Below are 19,324 nucleotides of genomic sequence, written 5' to 3'. Positions count from 1 at the left end.
AGGAAATTATTTGATCGCCACTAATTCTAATTCGAAAGTTAAATCTTTACCTGCCATCGGGTGGTTGGCATCTAAAGTGACATGGGTGTCACTTAAATCCGTTACTGTAACTTCAATGACGTGACCTCCTTCTTGGTGCATGTTTAAGGTAACACCCAACTCCACAGGAATGTGGGCAGGAATTTGGTTTCTTTCAATCGTTACGGTATTTTCTGGAGAATGTTCGCCATAAGCCTCAGCTGCTGGAATTGTAATGGTTTTCTTCTCACCGATGGTCATGCCTGTCACCCCATCATCAAATCCTTTGATAACCATGCCAGAACCTAATTGAAACTCCAATGGACTATTTCCTACCGATGAATCAAAGACGCTTCCATCGGTATGTTTTCCTGTGTAATGAACGGCAACATGGTCGCCAGTTTTTGCAATAGACATAATGTATTGTTAAGTGTAAAAAATCAGAGACAAAGGTCAGTATTTTTTTGTTAATCGAGGCATGAGGCGACCGAAGTTTTTCGCTTATCTCATGGTCACCACACTGATACCTGCCCCCCCTCGATCTGCGTGCTCGTCTTGAACATGTTTAATTTGAGCGTATCGTTTCAATTGTTCCCGGACCAAATTGCGTAAAATGCCATCTCCTTTGCCATGTAGTACACGCACCTCTGGCGCCCCCAACAGCAAGGCATCATTGATGTATTGGTCTAAAGAAACCCATACTTCTTCTCCTCTTTTTCCTCTTAGATCCAGGGTTAGACTAAACTGAGCCATCCGGTCATTGATATCAATACCTTTCATCGGCAATGTTTTGACCTTTTCCGTCTTAGGAGCTTGCACTTTTTGTAAGCGTTTCAATTTCAATGTGGACCTAATGGAGCCCAAAGCAATCAACGCATCTTTGCCTTTGATTTCCAAGACCTGTCCGACGGTAGGCTCTGCACTTCCATCTTGAATGGCCACCCAATCTCCCATTTCAATGGGACCTGACACAGGCTTAATGGAATTGTTTGCCGCGGGTTTAGGCTTCACTGGGACTTCTTTCAAAGTTTTTGTCGTGAATTCATCCAGTTGCTCTCGAAGGATTTTGGTTTCTTCTTTCCCTGCTGCTTTCTCTTTTATTTCACGAATGGTCTGTTCAATGCGTTGATTAGCCTCTTTGATCAGTTGCTTGGCCTCAGACTTGGCCTTATTCAGGATATTTTTTTGCTCCTCCTGCAAATGATTTTTTAATTGCTCGTATTGCTCTTTCAGAGCAGCTACTTGCTCATTTTGAAGGCTCAAGCCTTTATTTTTGCTCTGCCAAATTTGTTTTTCTGTTTCTGTTTCCAGTAATAATTTATCAAAGTCAACTTGTTTCTTCCCAAGTTTTTTTCGAGCATTTTCAATGATTCCCGAGGGTAGACCTATTTTTTGTGCAATCTCAAAGGCAAAGGAACTACCAGGTTTTCCCATGTCTAAGATAAACAAGGGTTCCAGATGTGCCGTATCGTAACGCATGGCGGCATTGAATAGGCCTTCTTTTCTGTCGGCCAAACTTTTCAAATTCCCAAAGTGGGTATTAATAGCGCCGTAGCAACCTTTATCTGCCAATTTTTCTAATATAGCTTCCGCAATAGCCCCTCCCAAAGAAGGCTCCGTTCCCGTTCCGAATTCATCCACCAAGATGAGCGTATTTTTATTGGCATGCTGTAAAAAATACCGCATATTGCTCAGGTGGGAGCTGTATGTACTTAATTCATTTTCAATGTTTTGCTCATCTCCCATATCCAAAAAAATCTGTTGAAAGAATCCCATGCTAGACCCCTCTTCAATGGGCACTAAACAACCAGATTGAAATAAATATTGCAATAAGCCTATGGTGCTCAAGGTGACCGATTTACCTCCGGCATTTGGTCCTGAAACCACCATGAGTCGTTTTTTCTCATCAAGCTGTATGCTCAAAGCCTTAATTTTTTTACCATTCTTTTCCAAGGATTTCTCTAATAGGGGATGACGGGCATTCCTCCAATCCAAATGAGGTTTATCGTTCAAATGTGGTAAAATAGCTTGGTGCTCTTGTGCCCAAATGGCTTTGGCACGGATAAAATCAATTAAACCCAGCCATTGCATCCAGATTCCCAGCATGGGTACCATGGGCCTAATACGATCTGCTAAGCGGGTAAGGATTTGAATGATTTCACGTTTTTCTGCTGACTCTAAGGATTTGATTTCATTATTAGCCGTTAAGGCATCCGCTGGCTCCAAAAATACGGTTTTACCTGTATCCGATTCATCCTGAACAAACCCTCGAATTTTTCGCTTATGCTCCGCAGCCAATGGAATCACCATCCGGCCGTTTCGGAGTGTCAAGGAAAAGTCTTTTGAAATCCACCCTTGCTGTTGCGCTTGGTGCAACATGCTATCAAGTTTCTTTCGTAAGCCTTGTTCTTCCGCATGTTTTTTTCTTCTGATTTCTCCTAACTCTGTGGAAGCACTTTCTTTTATCTGTCCATTCGCATCAAATATTCTGGATAATTCCTGCACAATGGGCAATAATTGCATGTAATCTACTTCGGATACTTCTGCAATTTTCTGTGCGTATTGTCGGGTTAATTGATGTAATTCAGGGTAAGTTTCAGGATCCAACAAATGGAAGAACCGAATACATTGATAAAGTACTTCTATACCTCTTTGCCAATCTCTCCATTGGTCGGCCGACAAATAATTCCCCTCCAAGCTCAAGGGAGCCAACCAAGGTCTTAGGTCATAATAATCAACTTGGGGCCATTCTCCTCCTCGCTCCGCCATCAATTGCTTCATCTCATGAACCTGCTTCGCCCATTGTTGCACCAGAGTAAAACGGGAAGAAAAGCGCATTTTTTCGGCAAATTCTATGCCCATTTGGCTAAGACATGCCGCTTTGATGTCGGCCTGAACGTGGCTAAATCCGATTTTATCGGCTAATCCTTCTGGGTAATTCATGCGGAATAAAAGGCGCTTATTTTTTCTAAAAGCACTTCATTAATTTTTCGATAACTTTCTACTGTCCAGCCAGCTACATGTGGACTAAACAGGCAGTTCGGATGCGAACTTATTTTATGAAAAAGACTTTTTTCTTCTTCTGACCAAGTGCTTAATTTCTCATTAGGTAACACATCCAATATTAATCCGGCCAATTGACCTTTTTGTAATCCTAAAGCCAGACTCGCTAGCGGACTGATGGCGCCCCGAGAACTATTGATTAACACAATGGGCTTTTTAAACTGAGCCAACCATGTTTCAGATACCAATCCTCGGGTTTCATCTGTCAATGGAATATGCAAGGAAACGATATCAGCCTGATGAAAAATTTCTTCCATTTGGGCTTGATAAGGACCACTAGGATGGTATTTGTCGTAGCATAAGATACGGGCTCCAAAGCAGCTTAATCGACTGGCGACCGACTGCCCCATGTGTCCATATCCAATGATTCCCACTGTTTTTTGCGCTATCTCCCAACCTCTATTTCCTTCTCGATCCCAAATGCCTTGACGTACCTCTCGGTCTGACTTATGTAAATGATGGGCAAGGGATAGTAATTGTCCAATGACATGCTCAGCCACGGCTTCTTTGTTTCCTTCATTGGCAGAAAATACCTGAATGCCTCTTTTCTCCGCTGCAACTAAATCAATCAAATCCAATCCAGCCCCAGCACGAGCTATGAAACGTAGAGCATTAGCCTTTTGAAGAAATGTCTCATCTATTTTCAATTTACTTCTTACTACAATGCCTTCAAAATCAGCTATTTGCTGAATGATATCCTCTTTGGGCCACTGACTCCCATCTACTACCTTAAAATTTAAAGCCTCCAAACCAGGTAGCATGGATTCATGAACTTCATCGATGAGTAAGACTTGGGCGGGCATATTATGCTTGCATTCTGTTTTTGACTAAATCCAATGCCAAAAATAGGGCATATAAAAAGGAACTTGGATCAGCTACATTCTTTCCAGCGATATCATAAGCTGTTCCATGATCGGGAGATGTACGAATAACCGGAAGACCCGCTGTGAAGTTCACACCCGTGTCAAAAGCAATGTATTTAAAAGGGATTAAACCTTGGTCGTGGTACATACCTAACACCCCGTCAAACTCTTTAAACTGCGCTTTACCAAAGAATCCATCAGCAGGATAGGGGCCAAAAACTAAATTCCCCTTGCTCCTAAATTCCTCTATCACGGGTTGAATAATTTCTAATTCTTCTTTACCCAACAAGCCAGATTCTCCTGCATGTGGATTTAATCCTAATACAGCCAGTTTGGGTTTGTCGATGGAAAAATCTTCCTTCAAGCTCTTCAAAAACAAGTTGATTTTTTCCTTGAGTAAATCGGCATTTAAAGCCTTGCTCACTTCTTGTAAGGGTAAATGCCCTGTGGCCACGCCCATTCGTAGATTTTCGCTGACCATCATCATCAAGGAAGAAGAGGCATCGAATCTTTCAGTCAAGTATTCCGTATGTCCGGGGAATTGAAATGCTTCCGATTGAATATTGTGCTTATTAATGGGCGCAGTTACTAAGGCAGAAATTTGTCCACGCTCTAAATCTTTACAGGCTATTTCTAGACAAGCTAAAGCGGCTTTTCCTGCTTCTGGGGTAACTTTTCCTGGCTCTACGATGGTTTCTTGATCTTCCCATGCCTTGACCAAATAACTTTGTCCTTCGGTCACCTGATTTAGGTTTTCTACTACTTTAATGGACCAATCTTTAAGCTCTAATTTTTGACGGTAAAAATCCAATACCTTTTTGGATCCATAAATGACAGGAGTACACCATTTCAACATTCTTGGACTACCCAAGGCTTTTAAAATGATTTCTGGGCCGATTCCATTGTAATCACCCAAGCTAATACCAATCAAAGGTTTATTTGTGCTCATGCTTCAAAAATTCAGCCTGCAAGTTAAGAAATTTCAAGGGAAGCAGGCCTGATTTTTTTTCTGTGGATGCTTTATGAAAATATTCTATGGCCAATTTAGTAACGAACCCTATTATTATTGTAAATTTTTAATATTTGACAAATAAAGTGGCCTAGTTCATGTAATTATGCCAATTATTTTAGCATTTTTGTTAGAATGCAATAAATGAAGATAATGCCAAAGTCATACGTAAGAAAAATTTCTAGTCTCCTTGTCGCCAATCGTGGTGAAATCGCTATTCGTATTATGCGTGCTGCTTCCGAATTAGGAATTCGGACCGTTGCGGTTTACACCTTTGAAGACAGGTATTCCTTGCACCGTTACAAAGCAGATGAAGCCTACCAAATTGGAAAGGATGATGAACCATTAAAGCCGTATTTAGATTACGAGGGATTGATTGCCTTGTGTAAAAGTAAAAATATCGATGCGATTCATCCAGGCTATGGATTTTTGTCAGAAAATGTCAATTTGGCCCGTCGTTGTAGAGAAGAGGGCATTGTTTTCGTGGGACCTTCTCCAGAAGCTATGAATGCTTTAGGAGACAAAGTAGCAGCCAAAGCGGCTGCCTTGAAGGCCCAAGTGCCCATGATTCAAGATTCTAAAGGGGATTTATCTGAATATCCCTTGGCTTTGTCGGAAGCTAGACGCATAGGTTTTCCCGTGATGGTGAAGGCTGCCGCTGGTGGTGGAGGTCGAGGTATGCGTGTAGTGAGAACGGAGGAAGAACTAGAAAAGGCTTACAATGAAGCCAGAAATGAAGCCAAAAATGCCTTTGGAGATGAGACCATCTTCATTGAAAAATTTATTGATCAACCTAAGCACATCGAGGTGCAGCTGTTGGGTGACCAGCATGGCAACTTAGTACACTTGTATGAGCGTGATTGCTCCGTTCAGCGTCGTTTCCAAAAAGTGGTGGAGATTGCACCTTCTTACGGTTTAAAAGAAGAAACAAAAAAGAAATTATACCAATATGCCTTGGCCATCGGTAAAGCTGTAAATTATTACAATGCAGGTACCGTGGAGTTTTTGGTGGATCGCGATGAAAACATCTATTTTATTGAGGTTAATCCTCGCGTTCAGGTAGAACATACCATTACAGAAGAGGTAACAGGCATTGATATTGTTCGTACTCAAATCCTCATTGCTCAAAACTATAAGTTATCGGATCCAGGAATCTATATTTTATCTCAAGAAGAAATTCCATTGAAAGGCTTCGCCATTCAGTGCCGAATTACTACCGAGGATCCTTCCAATGGATTTAAGCCCGATTTTGGTACTATCATTGCTTACCGCAATGCTGCTGGTTTTGGAATACGTCTGGATGAGGGTTCTTCTTACCCAGGGGTTAAGATTTCACCCTATTTTGATTCCATGCTAGTAAAGGTTTCTGCGAAAGGTCGTACCCTTTTGGGGGCTGCTGAGCGCTTAAACCGTGCCTTGACCGAGTTTCGTATTCGTGGTGTTAAGACCAACATTCCTTTTTTAAGAAATGTGATCTCACATCCGATTTTTCAAAATGGACAATGTACGGTGCAGTTTATCGACTCGCATCCGGAGCTGTTTAAATTTACTCCTACCCGAGATCGTTCCACCAAGGCACTACGATATTTAGGAGAAGTCATTGTGAATGGCAACCCCGATGTTAAGGTTAAGCCTAGCACGGCATTCAGAACTCCTCTTGTTCCATTCTCTGACCCTATGACTGATTTCCCCAAAGGGAATAAGCAATTGTTGATGGAATTAGGGCCAGAGAAATTTGCCAAGCACATCCGAGAATCTAAACAAGTATTATTTACGGATACAACTTTCCGCGATGGACATCAGTCTTTATTAGCAACCCGTGTAAGAACCCAGGATATGTTGGCCGTGGCCTCAGGTTTTGCTAAATCTTTCCCACAATTATTCTCAATGGAGGTTTGGGGAGGGGCGACCTTTGACGTAGCCATGCGTTTCTTGCAGGAATCACCTTGGAAGCGTTTGCAGGATTTTCGTCAGGCTATGCCGAATATGTTATTACAAATGTTGTTCCGTGGCTCCAATGCCGTGGGTTACTCGGCCTATCCAGATAATCTGATTGAGAAGTTTGTCGAGAAGTCTTCCGAGGCAGGAATCGATGTATTTAGAATATTTGATTCCTTAAACTGGGTGGAGGCGATGAAAGTGTCCATTCGAGCGGTAAGAGAAAGAACTCCGGGTATTGCTGAAGCCGCTATTTGTTATACAGGCGATGTATTTACCAATGAGAAATATAATTTACAATACTACCTGGATTTAGCCCGTCAATTGGAAGATGAGGGTGCTCATATGTTGGCTATTAAAGACATGGCTGGCCTATTAAGACCTTTCCAAGCGGAGTTATTAGTCAAAGAATTGAAAAAGGCAGTGGATATCCCTATCCACTTACATACTCATGACACAGCTTCCATTCAATCCGCCACTTACTTAAAGGCGATTGAAGCTGGTGTGGACGTGGTGGATGGAGCCTTGGCAGCGATGTCGGGATTAACTTCTCAGCCTAGCTTGAACTCTTTGGTGGCCATGATGCAGGGACAACAGCATCAGGATTCATTGGATTTGGAAGAAATGAACCAATATTCCAATTATTGGGAGGCGGTGAGAACCTGGTATGCACCATTTGAGTCAGAATTGAAAGCAGGAACGGCCGAGGTTTATGACAATGAAATCCCAGGTGGACAATACACCAACTTACGTGGTCAGGCAGTTGCCCTAGGCGTAGGGGATAAGTTTGAACAATTAAAAGTAAATTATTCGGAAGCCAATAAACTCTTTGGAGATATCGTAAAAGTAACTCCTTCCTCGAAAGTAGTAGGGGATATGGCTATTTTTATGACGGCAAATTCATTGACTGCCGAGGACGTTTACGCAAAGGGAGCAACGCTTTCTTTCCCAGAATCGGTAAAAGACTTCTTCAAAGGAGGTTTGGGACAACCATATCAAGGATTCCCGAAACAATTGCAGGAAATCATCTTGAAAGGTGAAACTCCAATGGAGGGTAGACCTAATGATCACCTTGCTCCAATTGATTTTGACAAAGATTTTGCCGCATTCCAGGCTAAATTCCCAGATAATGAGGGTGGATTCTACGATTATTTATCGTATAAAATGTATCCTAAGGTATACGAAGACTATTACAAGAATCATCAAATTTATGGTGATTTAACAGCTATTCCGACCCTTGCCTTTTTCTATGGATTAAAGCAGGATGAGGAAATCATGATTACGATTGAGCCAGGAAAAACCATCATTGTGAAGTTTTTACATATGTCGGAACCCGATGAATCTGGATTGCGCAATGTGACTTTTGAACTGAATGGTCAGGCCCGTCGAATCAAAGTATTGGATAAGAACATTAAAATTGAGCGTCCTCAACATGTGAAGGCTTCTCAAAAAGGAGATATCGGTGCTCCGCTGCAAGGAAGGTTGAGTCGCATCTTAGTGAAGCCGGGTGATGAAGTGAAGAAAAATGCTCCATTGTATGTGATTGAAGCCATGAAGATGGAGTCCATTGTTTCGGCACCTTTTGAAGGGATTATTGGTAATGTAGTTTTGCATGAGGGGACTGTGGTAGAGCAGGACGACTTAGTCTTGACCTTAGAGGAGGCCAAATTACCTGAACCGAATGTGGAGGAATATTTATTCGTTTATGGAACGCTTCGTAGAGATTGTGGCAATGACTTACATCGCCTGCTGGCTCGAAATTCAGATTACGTGGGAATGGCTAGTTACCAAGGAAAGATGTTCCAAGTGGCTGAGTATCCAGGAATCATAGCTTCCAATGACTCTAAAGATCAAGTAGTGGGTGAATTGTATTTATTATCTAATACCATCAAGTTGTTGAGTGTTTTAGATGAATACGAGGAATTCGATGCAGAAAAGCCAGATAAGAGTTTATTTGTTAGAACCAAAGTGCAGGTGATGCTCAATGGACAACCGGTAGAAAGTTATGCATATCTGTATAACAGACCGACCGATCTAAGTACTCAAATTACCTCGGGAGATTATTTAAAGAAATAAAATGAAAGGTCTATTAATTGCTGTATTTAGCCTATTGGCTTTAAATATGCAGGCGCAAAAAGCCTTAATGAAAGCGCATGCCCATAATGATTATGAGCATAGCAAACCATTTTATGAGGCTTTTGGATTAGGTTTTGGTTCCATTGAAGCCGATGTTTATGCTATTAAGGGTGAACTATTAGTGGCACATGATATCAAAGACATCAAGGCTGATAGGACTTTAAAAACCTTGTATATTGATCCCATCGTCAAAGTTTTATCAGAAAATAAACAAGGCAATTTTCATCAGTTTTTGATTGATTTTAAGACGAGTGCAGATTCTACCTTGCCTTTGCTAATAAAGGCCTTAGAACCTCATAAAGATTTGTTTATCCAAAGAGATTTACGCATTGTGATTTCAGGAAATAGACCAGCAATCAAAAACTATGTACTTTATCCTACTTGGGTAACTTTTGATGGACGCTCTACAGAAAGCTATCCTGCGGGACTAGGAAATCGTGTGGTTTTAGAAAGCGAATCTTTGTTTAAGTTTGGTGTTTGGAGTGGACAAGGACCTATTAGTCCTGAATTGAAGGAAAAGCTTAAGGCATATGTTGACAGGGTACATGCCCAAGGAAGGAAAGTGAGGTTATGGGCCACCCCAGATAGCCTTCTTGGATATCAAACATTATATGATTTAGGAGTTGATTATATTGGAACAGATCACCTAAGTGAGCTGGCAGATTTTCTTCGATTAGCCGTTAAGTAGATTATTTAAGACAAATCCTTTCCTATTAAAAATTAAACCATGATAAACCGTCGAGAATTTCTACAACAAAGTTCTTTGTTAGCCTTTATGGCTTCCTTGCCAGCCTCTGAAGCGGCCTCAAGTTTTAAAATGGGCTATTCAGCCATTACTTGGGGAGGGAAAGATGAGCAGGCCATTGCCGATATTTCGTCTTTAGGATTTAGGGGTATTCAATTACGGGCTAATTCTTATGCCAAATACAAGGATAATCCGCAAGATTTGAAAGCCTTGTTGGATGCAGCTAAATTACAATTGGTGATGTTTTCTAGTGGTAATGTGGAAATAGACCCAGCCAAGGTTCCTTCTTCTATTGAGCAGCACGTAAATCATGCGAAGTTCGTGAAGGCTTTGGGCGGAGATTCTATACAGTTGACCAATAGCTTACGTAAAAAGGGCGAAACGCCAAGCAAAGAGGATTTAGTAAAGTTGGCCGAGGTAATGAATGAAATTGGTAAAAGGACTAAAGAGGTAGGTGTTCAAGCCACTTACCATAACCACATGCATCAATTTGGGGAAACTCCAGAAGAAGTGGATATCTTGGTTAAGAGTATGAACCCATCTTACTTACGTTTATTGTTAGACGTTGCTCATTATCATCAAGGAGGAGGCAAGCCCGCAGATGCCGTTTTGAAATACAAGAATATCATCCATGCTTTCCATATCAAAGACGTAGAAAGCCCAATCAAAGGACAAGAAAGCAATCCATCTTCTTATAAATTTGTTGAGCTAGGGCAGGGAAATGTGGATATGAAAGGTATATTTACCAATATTCGTAAAATCAAATTTAAAGGTTGGGCCATCGTGGAATTGGATGGAGTACCTGATAAATCTAAAACACCTTTACAGTGTGGAACCATAAGTAGGGATTTTTTGCGGGATAGCATTGGTTACTCATTCATCTAATAGCAAATAAATCAATCAAATGGCTCGTAAAAAAGGTGCTGCTAGTGTTTTATTCATTTTTATCACTTTAGTTATCGATGTGTTGGGCATTGGGATTATTGTTCCCATTATGCCAACCTTGATTTCAAGTTTTACGGGCGGAGATTTAAGTTCTGCTTCCCAATATTCTGGCTGGATGATGGCTTCCTATGCCATCATGCAGTTTTTATTTTCACCTGTATTGGGTGGATTGTCTGATCAGTTTGGGAGGCGTCCTATCATTTTAATATCCTTGTTGGGGTTTAGTATTAATTACCTCATTTCTGCCTTGGCACCCAGCCTATTGTGGTTGTTTTTAGCAAGGATATTTTCAGGTATAACAGGTGCAAGTTTTACTACCGCTCAGGCCTATATTGCGGATATTTCTAAGCCTGAGGATCGAGCCAAAAATTTTGGTATGGTAGGAGCCGCATTTGGTATTGGATTCATCATTGGCCCAGCCGTGGGAGGTTTTTTGGGTTCTTATGGAGCAACTGTCCCTTTTTATGCCTCAGCTATTTTAACTCTGCTAAATGCTTTGTATGGTTATTTTGTATTGCCAGAGTCCTTGGCAGTAGAGAATCGTAGAAAATTTGATATCACCCGAGCGAATCCACTAGGATCCTTAAAAATATTTACCCGCTACCCTTTAATCACAGGATTGGTTGGTGGATATTTTTGCCTCCAACTGGCTGGACAAGCTCACCCTAGTACCTGGTCCTATTTTACCATGAAGGTTTTTTCTTGGACCCCCACAGAGGTCGGATATTCTTTAGCATTTGTTGGGGCTATTGTTGCCATTGTGCAAGGCGGTCTCTCCCGGTTTATTATGCCCAAATTGGGTGATAGAAGGGCTATTATGTATGGATTATTGATGTATGGATTGGGTTTTTTCTTATTTGCTTATGCCTCTAAATCCTGGATGATGTATGTATTCATGGTACCATTTGGATTAGGAGGAATTGCTGGACCTGCCTTACAGAGTATGATTACCCAACAAGTGGGACCAGATGCTCAAGGGGAATTGCAAGGAGGTTTAACTAGTTTGCAATCCATTACCACCATTTTAGGCCCATTGGTGGCATCTAACCTATTTGCTTATTTTACCTCTGCTTCTGCACCTATTCAGTTTCCTGGAGCTGCCTTTTTCATAGCTGGAATCCTAGTATTCATAGGTCTTGCCATTGTCCTTTCGTCCATCACGTCTAGAAAACGAGCATAATTGATAATTGGCGATTATTGGGGATGAACGATTTTCTAATTCGTTTGGAATCTTCTAACTTCAAGCATTATTTAAAATCCTAATCATGAGAAAAATCATTTATTTAACGGCATTGATTGCCTTCACAAGTTTTTCATTTGTAACTACCGCGCAAACTGCGGATGAAATTTTAGCCAAACACCAGGATGCTATGGGAGGGGCTGAAAATTGGAGTAAGGTTAAATCCTTGGTTCAGCAAACTAAATTTACCGTACAGGGTATTGAGATTCAATCAAAAGCATCCATTTTAGTGGGTAAAGCCTTACGAACTGAAATGGAAATTATGGGCAATAAGATGATTCAAGTTATAGAAGGGGATAATGGCTGGTGGATTAGACCTCAAATGATGGGTGGATCTGGTGAACCAGAAGATATGCCCAGTGAAATGGTAAAAATAAGCAAAAATCAGGAAGCTGTGGGATCTTTATTGTTGAACGCAAAGATGGAAGGTCATAAGATAGATTTAGTAAACAAGGAAAAATTAGATGGAGCTGATGTGTTTGTATTTCAAGTAACCAAGAAAAATGGAGATACAGGTCAAGTTTACGTTTCAGCGAGTACTTATTTGATTTTGAAGGTTATGGCTAAAGTTAATATGGCGGGACAAATTGTTGACTCCGAAATGAGATTTTCAAATTATAAAAAGTTGGAGGGACTTAATTTTCCATTTTCCATAGAGACCGCAAGCCCAATGGGTGGAGGAATGATGCAGATAGATACTACATCTATTGAAATTAATCCTACTCTAGATGCATCTATTTTTGCAAAACCAACGAAGAAATAAGACTAACTCAACAACATCTTTACAAAAAAATACCCAAGATAAATTCTTGGGTATTTTTTTGCCTAATCGTTACCTAGTTTTAAGGTAAATACTGTTTGATATGATTTCTAGCACTTAAAATAGCTTTTTCGATATCTTCATCCGACCCTTCATAAGCTTTGTCCTCCACCTCAATGACAATCGGTCCACGATATCTTACATCATTTAAAGCCGAAATGAATTTTCCCCAATGAATATCTCCTAAACCCGGAATTTTAGGTGAGTGGTATTCTAAAGGATTAGCCAATATCCCTACACGATTTAATTTCTCAGGATATACTTTGACGTCTTTCAAATGGATATGATGGAGTTTTTCTGCATAGTGATAAATTGGGTAGGTATAGTCCATCATTTGAAAGACCATATGCGAAGGATCATAGTTCAGTCCAAAGTTTTTGGAAGGTATTATCTCAAATAATTGATCCCAAATTTTAGGAGTAGTCATGAGGTTTTTACCTCCTGGCCATTCATCGTCCGTAAAAAACATAGGACAATTTTCTATTCCAATCTTAATATTTAAGGAGTCAGCCAAGGCGATAATTTCTGGCCATACCTCTTTAAATTTAGCAATATTGTAGGCTACATTTTTAGTGTAATCGCGTCCAATGAAGGTATTTACATTTCCTATTCCTAAAACCGATGCCGCATGGATGACCTTTTTTATATGTTCCCGATAAAATGAGGCCTGCTCTTCATTGGGATCCATTGGATTAGGATAATATCCCAAAGCCGATATTTTTACGGGATGAGCAGCTAATTGTTCTTTCAGTGCTAACAGGTCATTGGTGGATAATTGATCTACGGCAATATGGCTTACGCCAGCGTATCTACGAGTATCTGCATTAGCTGAAGGCCAACACATGATCTCCACGCAAGCAAAATGTTGAGTATGAGCGAAATCCAATACTTCAAATAAGTTCATATTGGGTAGAATAGCTGAAACAAATCCTAAATCAAGCATAGATTAATTGTATTTTTTATCAAGTAAATAAAAGGTAGCAAAAGATAAAGTCGTTATCCAAAGCCCTACAGCCTCACGAGCTAACTCCTGGTTCATAGTTTTCATACTTAAGCCATCTGTGATAAATCCTTCCCAAGCCGTCATCTCTACCCAAGTTTGTAGTCCAGCTACCCCAGAAAGAATAAATAGGATGACCATCAATTCCGAATTGACTTTACCAAAAATGGCACGAAAAGATGTGTAAGTAGGGATAAGGTAAATGGGTACCCACAATATTGGATCTGGATCATTTAATTGCCAATAGGCAAATAAGATGAAAACGATTGTAAATAGAATGCCAGAAATCAGAAATGCTTTGTTCATAATGGTAAAATTTAGATTTTATTCACAGAGTTTTTGTACGGCTTCTTTGGCACCAGGATATTTGAGTTTTCTGGCCTGCTGAAAGGCTAAACAAGCTTTTTCTTTTAATTTTTGCTGATAAAGACTTAAGCCCAACGCATAGTAGCCTTTGGCGAATTCAGGATTAATTTCAACCGTTTTTTCGAAGTCTTCGGCTGCCTCTGTAAGCTTATTCCCTTGGTAATAGATATTTCCACGGTTGTAGAGGGCATGTATTTCTTGTGGGTTTTTGGCTAAGCATGTAGTGAAATCAGCAATGGCCTGCTGAGGTTTTGCTAATGCAGCCCAAACTATACCTCTTTGCAAATAGGCTGAGGCAGAATCAGGCGAATTTTTTATTGCAATTTCCAAGGGGGGCAAAGCTTTTTCCCAATTCAATTTTTCCATTCTTACTGCGGCTAGGTTTAGCTGAGCTTGGTATAAAGATGGTTTTAGTTCAGTCGCTTTTAAGTAATTACTTTCAGCTTCTTCGTATTTTTTTTCTTGGAAATCGATGACCCCTAGCATATTGAATGCCTCCGAAGAGCCAGGGTTTTTTTCAATGGATTTCTTTAAAGCTTCTCTAGCTGAGACCAGTTCTCCTTTTTTCAAACGCGTCTTGGCTTCCTCTAACCAAGCATCGGAAGAGGAAGAACAAGCTCCTTGGCTAACTAGCAGCACCATACCGATAAATTTCAGAAAATGGCTGGATTGTGTCTTGAAAATATGCATAACCAAAGTTAATGCCAAAGCTTAAATTATCGGTATATATTTTGAAAAAAGGGGCATATTTTATTATATTTGCATCGGCAAATTACCAGCTCCCGCTGAATCCCCCAGGTCTTGATCGAAGCAAGGGTAAGTTGGTTGTAGCGGTGAATTTGCCATTTTTTTGTTCAAACCCATTCTTCCCATGAAATTTTTTATTGATACAGCTAATTTAGAGCATATTAAAGAAGCACAGGATTTAGGTATTTTAGATGGTGTGACCACCAATCCATCCTTGATGGCTAAAGAAGGGATTAGTGGAAAAGATCGTGTTTTGAAGCACTACAAAGCTATTTGTGATATTGTAGATGGTGATGTTTCTGCAGAAGTGATAGCCACTGATTTTGAAGGAATGATCCGGGAGGGCGAAGAATTGTCAGAATTGGATGAAAAAATTGTGGTAAAAATACCTATGATCAAAGATGGCATTAAAGCCTTGAAATATTTTTCTGATCGTGATATCAAGACTAATTGTACTTTAGTTTTTTCTGCTGGCCAGGCTTTGTTGGCAGCTAAAGCAGGAGCTACTTATGTGTCTCCTTTCATAGGTCGTTTAGATGATATTTCTTTTGATGGTATACAATTAATCGAGCAAATACGCTTGATTTACGATAATTACGAATTTGAAACTGAAATTTTAGCCGCTTCTGTTCGTCACCCGATGCACATCATCAACTGTGCAGAAGTAGGGGCAGATGTAATGACAGGCCCATTATCAGCAATTTTAGCTCTATTAAAACACCCATTGACTGACAGTGGATTGGCTGCTTTCTTGGCTGATCATGAAAAAGCAAAGAATAAATAAACGTTTCTATGGCCGTTCTGTCTTTTGACAATGTCTCGATCTTGCAAGAAGATGTTCCTACCTTGCAGCAGGTTAATTTGGAAATGAATGAAGGTGATTTTGCCTATTTAATTGGTAAAACGGGTAGTGGAAAAAGTACTCTTTTTCGTTCCATCTATGCAGAACTTCCCATTAATTCGGGAGTTGCCAGGGTAGCAGGCTATTCTTTGAATGATATCAAGCGCTCCGATATTCCATTTTTACGTCGTAAATTGGGTTTTGTCTTTCAAGATTTTCAATTGTTGACGGATAGAAATGTGGAAAAAAATCTATCTTTTGTGCTGGAGGCAACGGGACATTCTAATCCCGATGAAATACGTTTTAGAATAGAACAAGTTCTAGCTCAAGTGGGCATGAGTAATGCTATTCAAAAGCGTGTGCATCGTTTGTCGGGTGGAGAGCAGCAAAGAGTCTGTATTGCTCGAGCCATTTTAAATAAGCCTCTGTTACTCTTAGCAGATGAACCTACTGGTCACCTAGACCCAGAGGTTTCTTTAGAAATTATGCAGCTATTTAAGCAGTTGAATCAGCAAGGTACTGCCATTTTAATGGCCAGCCATGATTACAATACTATGCGTCAGGTACCTGGCAAATTGCTCAAAATCGAAGCAGGAAGGATATTTCCCGTAAACTCTTTAGATTAAATCGATTCATTCAGTATATCAAAAAGGAGATGCCAATGCATCTCCTTTTTGATTTCCATCAGTAGCTTTATTTTCCTGTAAGATAAACTACGGGAATAATGCATTCTTCCAAGGAAATACCACCGTGCTGAAAGGTATTGCGGTAGTGATTGACATAATGGTTGTAATTGTTAGGGTAAGCGAACATATAATCCTCCTTGCTAAATACATAGGTGGTGGAAACATTAGGTTTAGGTAAAAACAACTGTTCAGGTTTTCTTGCCACCATCATTTTATTGGTATTATCCCAATTCAAATTCTTCCCCTGCTTATAGCGTAAATTGGTGTTCGTGGTTCTATCTCCAATGATTTTAATAGGATTTTGCACTCGAATCATTCCATGGTCTGTGGTAATGATAACCCTTCCTTTTTTGTCAGCTATTCGCTTTAACAAGTCGAAAAGGGGAGAGTGTAAAAACCAACTGGCCGTCAAACTTCGATAAGCCGATTCATCTGGGGCCAATTCCTTGATCATGGCCATGTCTGTTCTGGCATGAGAAAGCATATCCACAAAATTGTACACCACCACATTCAGGTCATTGGTTAAAAGCTTACTGAAGTTGTCAACCAAATTTTTGCCCTGATATTGATGAATAACTTTATGGTAGGAGGCTTTTGCTTGAATCCTAAGGCGCTTTAATTGTTCCTGCAAATAGAATTCCTCATATTGATTATACCCTTCTTCATCTTCTGAATCCCCTAAATCAAACACCCATTTGTTAGGATAATTTTTTTGAATTTCCAATGGCATCATGCCAGCAAATATGGCATTTCTAGCGTATGCAGTAGTGGTAGGTAAGATAGAATAATAGGTGTCCTCTTGCTCCAATTGAAAGTATTCTTGAATGATTCCTTCCAATACTTTCCATTGATCAAATCGTAGATTATCAATCAAAACAAAGAACAAAGGGTTTTTTTCTTTCAGCTTAGGAAACACAAATTTTCTCATCATTAAATGCGAAAGGACGGGTGTTTCTTTGTCAGGCTTTTGTAACCAGTTTTCATAGGAAGTTTCAATAAACTTACTAAAGTGAACATTTGCCTCAGATTTTTGGCTGCTCAATACCTCTGCCATGGACTTATTTTCCGTTTGGTCAATTTCCAACTCCCAGTATAACAGTTTTTTATAAATTTCAGACCATTCCTTGGCACTCAATTGATCCTGGTATTGTAAGGACAAGGCGCGAAATTCCTGTTGATAACTGATATTTGTTTTCTCTTCTTCCAAGCGTTTTTTATCAAATATACGCTTGACAGAAAGGAGTAATTGATTAGGGTTGAGTGGTTTAATCAGGTAATCGGCTATTTTGGAACCAATGGCATCCTCCATTAATTCTTCCTCCTCAGATTTAGTAATCATGATCACTGGTAAATTTGGCCTTATTTGTTTGATGGAAATAAGCACCTCTAAACCAGTCATTCCTGGCATATTCTCATCTAAAAATAATACGTCAAATTTCTGTTTTTCCACCAATTCCAATGCATCTGCACCTGAATTCACGGTCGTAACCTGATAGCCTTTATTTTCCAAAAAAAGTATATAGGGAGTTAATAAATCAATCTCATCATCAGCCCAAAGTATTGAATACGTCATAGAAATATGTTTGTCTTATTTAACCAAGTTGGATACTAATTATTGCGCCTTGAAAAAATTAAATTTTGTTAAAGGAGCAATCTAGGCTTTGGTCAATAAATTTAGCTAATTTTGTTCTGTTAATCATTTTATTTCATGTCAAATCAGCCCCATCCTGTCTGTTTTACGGAAAGTGCCAAAGACAATTTGTTGCCATGGGTTTTGGAAGGAAAAATGCCAGAGCCTTATATTCGAATTGGGATGAAGGGGGGTACTTGCGGAGGTACCTATGTATTGGGTTTTGATTCAAAAACAGAGTTTGATGAAGAATATTTGATTGATCGCATTCCTGTGGTCATCGACCGTCGACAGTTATTATTTGTTCTGGGTACAGAAGTTGATTTCCAAGCCCGAGCCAATGGATTTTACTTGCATAAAACTCAGAATTCATGAAATTTGCCGCCATTGATATAGGTTCAAACGCCGCCCGCCTTCAAATTTCCAGTGTATTGGAAAATGAGGGAGTGATTAGCTTTAAGCGGATTGAATACGTTCGATTTGCCCTGCGTTTAGGCCATGATGTATTTATTGATGGGGTAATTTCTCCCGATTCAGAAGTAAGGATTTTCAAGTTATTGCATGCCTATAAATTGTTAATGGATCTACATGAGGTGAAAGATTATGCCATTTGTGCTACTTCTGCCATGCGTGAAGCTTCCAATGCCCCCGATATCATCACTCGTATTCACAAGATATTGGATATGAAAATCAATGTCATTGATGGAAGTCGTGAGGCGGAGCTTATCAATGATGTGGTGGTTCAATCTTTGCATCCTAAAAAGAACTATCTGCACATCGATGTGGGTGGAGGTTCTACTGAGTTAAATATTTACCACAAAAGACAAAAATTGGCTTCTAAGTCATTCAAAATTGGATCTGTGCGTTTGCTTGAGGGAAAGGAAAAAGAAGGAGATTGGGAAAAAATGCAAAAATGGATTTCGCAGCAAAAGATGGAAATCCCAGGTCAAATGGTTGCTGTAGGAACGGGTGGGAATATCAGTAAACTCTATAATATTTCTGGCAAGCTCAACGATGCCAAAACCATGAAATATGAGGAACTCCAGCAAATTTCAGATTATGTAGCTTCCTTTTCTTATGAAGAAAGAGTACATAAATTACGTCTTAATACCGACCGTGCCGATGTCATAGTGCCAGCTGCCTCTATTTATTTAACTGCCATGAAATCAGCAGGTTGCGATGAAATATTTGTGCCAGATTTAGGCTTGAAAGACGGTATTATTCAATTGCTCTACGACAGGTATTGTCAACGTAAAAAGAATAATTAAGAGATTTAC

General features: G+C 39.9%; 17 protein-coding genes. 9 read left to right on the top strand and 8 right to left on the bottom strand.

Annotation, left to right across the window (positions count from 1 at the left end):
• Nucleotides 1-6 precede the first annotated feature (6 nt).
• The 4 genes from ESB04_RS02495 to pdxA all read right to left on the bottom strand — a co-directional run bounded on the left by ESB04_RS02495 (nt 7) and on the right by pdxA (nt 4,893).
• Complete coding sequence (locus tag ESB04_RS02495; protein ID WP_129025913.1) at nt 7-435, bottom strand: FKBP-type peptidyl-prolyl cis-trans isomerase; 429 nt, start codon at nt 433-435, stop codon at nt 7-9.
• An 84-nt stretch (nt 436-519) separates the two neighbouring features.
• Nucleotides 520-2,961, bottom strand: coding sequence for an endonuclease MutS2 (locus tag ESB04_RS02490; RefSeq protein ID WP_129025911.1), 2,442 nt, complete (start codon nt 2,959-2,961; stop codon nt 520-522).
• On the bottom strand, nt 2,958-3,884 hold the full coding sequence (locus tag ESB04_RS02485) for an NAD(P)-dependent oxidoreductase (protein WP_129025909.1): 927 nt from the start codon (nt 3,882-3,884) through the stop codon (nt 2,958-2,960). The genes ESB04_RS02490 and ESB04_RS02485 overlap by 4 nt, the downstream gene beginning before the upstream one ends.
• 1 nt (nt 3,885) lies before the next feature.
• Nucleotides 3,886-4,893 carry a 4-hydroxythreonine-4-phosphate dehydrogenase PdxA gene (pdxA, locus tag ESB04_RS02480; protein ID WP_129025907.1) on the bottom strand — a complete coding sequence of 336 codons (1,008 nt, stop codon included), beginning with the start codon at nt 4,891-4,893 and terminating at the stop codon, nt 3,886-3,888.
• Between the two features lie 213 nt (nt 4,894-5,106).
• On the opposite strand from pdxA, the gene ESB04_RS02475 reads away from it, so the two are divergent.
• The 5 genes from ESB04_RS02475 to ESB04_RS02455 all read left to right on the top strand — a co-directional run bounded on the left by ESB04_RS02475 (nt 5,107) and on the right by ESB04_RS02455 (nt 12,720).
• Nucleotides 5,107-8,967, top strand: a complete 3,861-nt coding sequence (locus ESB04_RS02475) for a pyruvate carboxylase (protein WP_129025905.1) — start codon at nt 5,107-5,109, stop codon at nt 8,965-8,967.
• A 1-nt stretch (nt 8,968) separates the two neighbouring features.
• On the top strand, nt 8,969-9,715 hold the full coding sequence (locus ESB04_RS02470) for a phosphatidylinositol-specific phospholipase C/glycerophosphodiester phosphodiesterase family protein (RefSeq protein ID WP_129025902.1): 747 nt from the start codon (nt 8,969-8,971) through the stop codon (nt 9,713-9,715).
• Between the two features lie 39 nt (nt 9,716-9,754).
• Entirely contained in the window at nt 9,755-10,657 is a 903-nt protein-coding gene (locus ESB04_RS02465) for a sugar phosphate isomerase/epimerase family protein (protein WP_129025900.1), read from the top strand.
• Nucleotides 10,658-10,676: 19 nt separating this feature from the next.
• Nucleotides 10,677-11,897: a TCR/Tet family MFS transporter gene (locus tag ESB04_RS02460; RefSeq protein ID WP_129025898.1), complete on the top strand. Its 1,221-nt coding sequence runs from the start codon at nt 10,677-10,679 to the stop codon at nt 11,895-11,897.
• 85 nt (nt 11,898-11,982) lie between these two features.
• Nucleotides 11,983-12,720: a LolA family protein gene (locus ESB04_RS02455; RefSeq protein WP_129025896.1), complete on the top strand. Its 738-nt coding sequence runs from the start codon at nt 11,983-11,985 to the stop codon at nt 12,718-12,720.
• 79 nt (nt 12,721-12,799) lie between these two features.
• Here ESB04_RS02455 and ESB04_RS02450 read toward each other — a convergent pair whose 3' ends face one another.
• The 3 genes from ESB04_RS02450 to ESB04_RS02440 are packed head-to-tail and all read right to left on the bottom strand — an operon-like array spanning nt 12,800 to nt 14,785.
• Nucleotides 12,800-13,720: a sugar phosphate isomerase/epimerase family protein gene (locus ESB04_RS02450; RefSeq protein WP_129025894.1), complete on the bottom strand. Its 921-nt coding sequence runs from the start codon at nt 13,718-13,720 to the stop codon at nt 12,800-12,802.
• 3 nt (nt 13,721-13,723) lie between these two features.
• Nucleotides 13,724-14,083, bottom strand: a complete 360-nt coding sequence (locus tag ESB04_RS02445; RefSeq protein ID WP_129025892.1) for a transmembrane 220 family protein — start codon at nt 14,081-14,083, stop codon at nt 13,724-13,726.
• Between the two features lie 18 nt (nt 14,084-14,101).
• Nucleotides 14,102-14,785 carry a tetratricopeptide repeat protein gene (locus tag ESB04_RS02440; protein ID WP_164969570.1) on the bottom strand — a complete coding sequence of 228 codons (684 nt, stop codon included), beginning with the start codon at nt 14,783-14,785 and terminating at the stop codon, nt 14,102-14,104.
• A 229-nt stretch (nt 14,786-15,014) separates the two neighbouring features.
• On the opposite strand from ESB04_RS02440, the gene fsa reads away from it, so the two are divergent.
• Nucleotides 15,015-15,674 carry a fructose-6-phosphate aldolase gene (gene fsa / locus ESB04_RS02435; RefSeq protein WP_129025888.1) on the top strand — a complete coding sequence of 220 codons (660 nt, stop codon included), beginning with the start codon at nt 15,015-15,017 and terminating at the stop codon, nt 15,672-15,674.
• Nucleotides 15,675-15,682: 8 nt separating this feature from the next.
• The gene (locus ESB04_RS02430; protein WP_129025885.1) at nt 15,683-16,357 is read left to right on the top strand and encodes a cell division ATP-binding protein FtsE; all 675 of its coding nucleotides are present in this window, start codon (nt 15,683-15,685) and stop codon (nt 16,355-16,357) included.
• 67 nt (nt 16,358-16,424) lie between these two features.
• Here the strand turns inward: ESB04_RS02430 and porX are convergent, their stop codons facing one another.
• The gene (porX, locus tag ESB04_RS02425; protein ID WP_129025883.1) at nt 16,425-17,990 is read right to left on the bottom strand and encodes a T9SS response regulator signal transducer PorX; all 1,566 of its coding nucleotides are present in this window, start codon (nt 17,988-17,990) and stop codon (nt 16,425-16,427) included.
• 135 nt (nt 17,991-18,125) lie between these two features.
• Here porX and ESB04_RS02420 point away from each other — a divergent pair, with 135 nt between their 5' ends.
• Together ESB04_RS02420 and ESB04_RS02415 are read left to right on the top strand one after the other, a co-directional pair.
• Entirely contained in the window at nt 18,126-18,422 is a 297-nt protein-coding gene (locus ESB04_RS02420; protein ID WP_129025881.1) for an iron-sulfur cluster assembly accessory protein, read from the top strand.
• Nucleotides 18,419-19,315, top strand: a complete 897-nt coding sequence (locus ESB04_RS02415) for a Ppx/GppA phosphatase family protein (RefSeq protein ID WP_129025879.1) — start codon at nt 18,419-18,421, stop codon at nt 19,313-19,315. The genes ESB04_RS02420 and ESB04_RS02415 overlap by 4 nt, the downstream gene beginning before the upstream one ends.
• Nucleotides 19,316-19,324: the final 9 nt, after the last annotated feature.

The organism is Aquirufa rosea, from assembly GCF_004118285.1.
Lineage (GTDB): Bacteria > Bacteroidota > Bacteroidia > Cytophagales > Spirosomataceae > Aquirufa > Aquirufa rosea.
The sequence above is the reverse complement of the archived record's forward strand: the minus strand, read 5'-3'. Positions and strand labels throughout refer to the sequence as shown.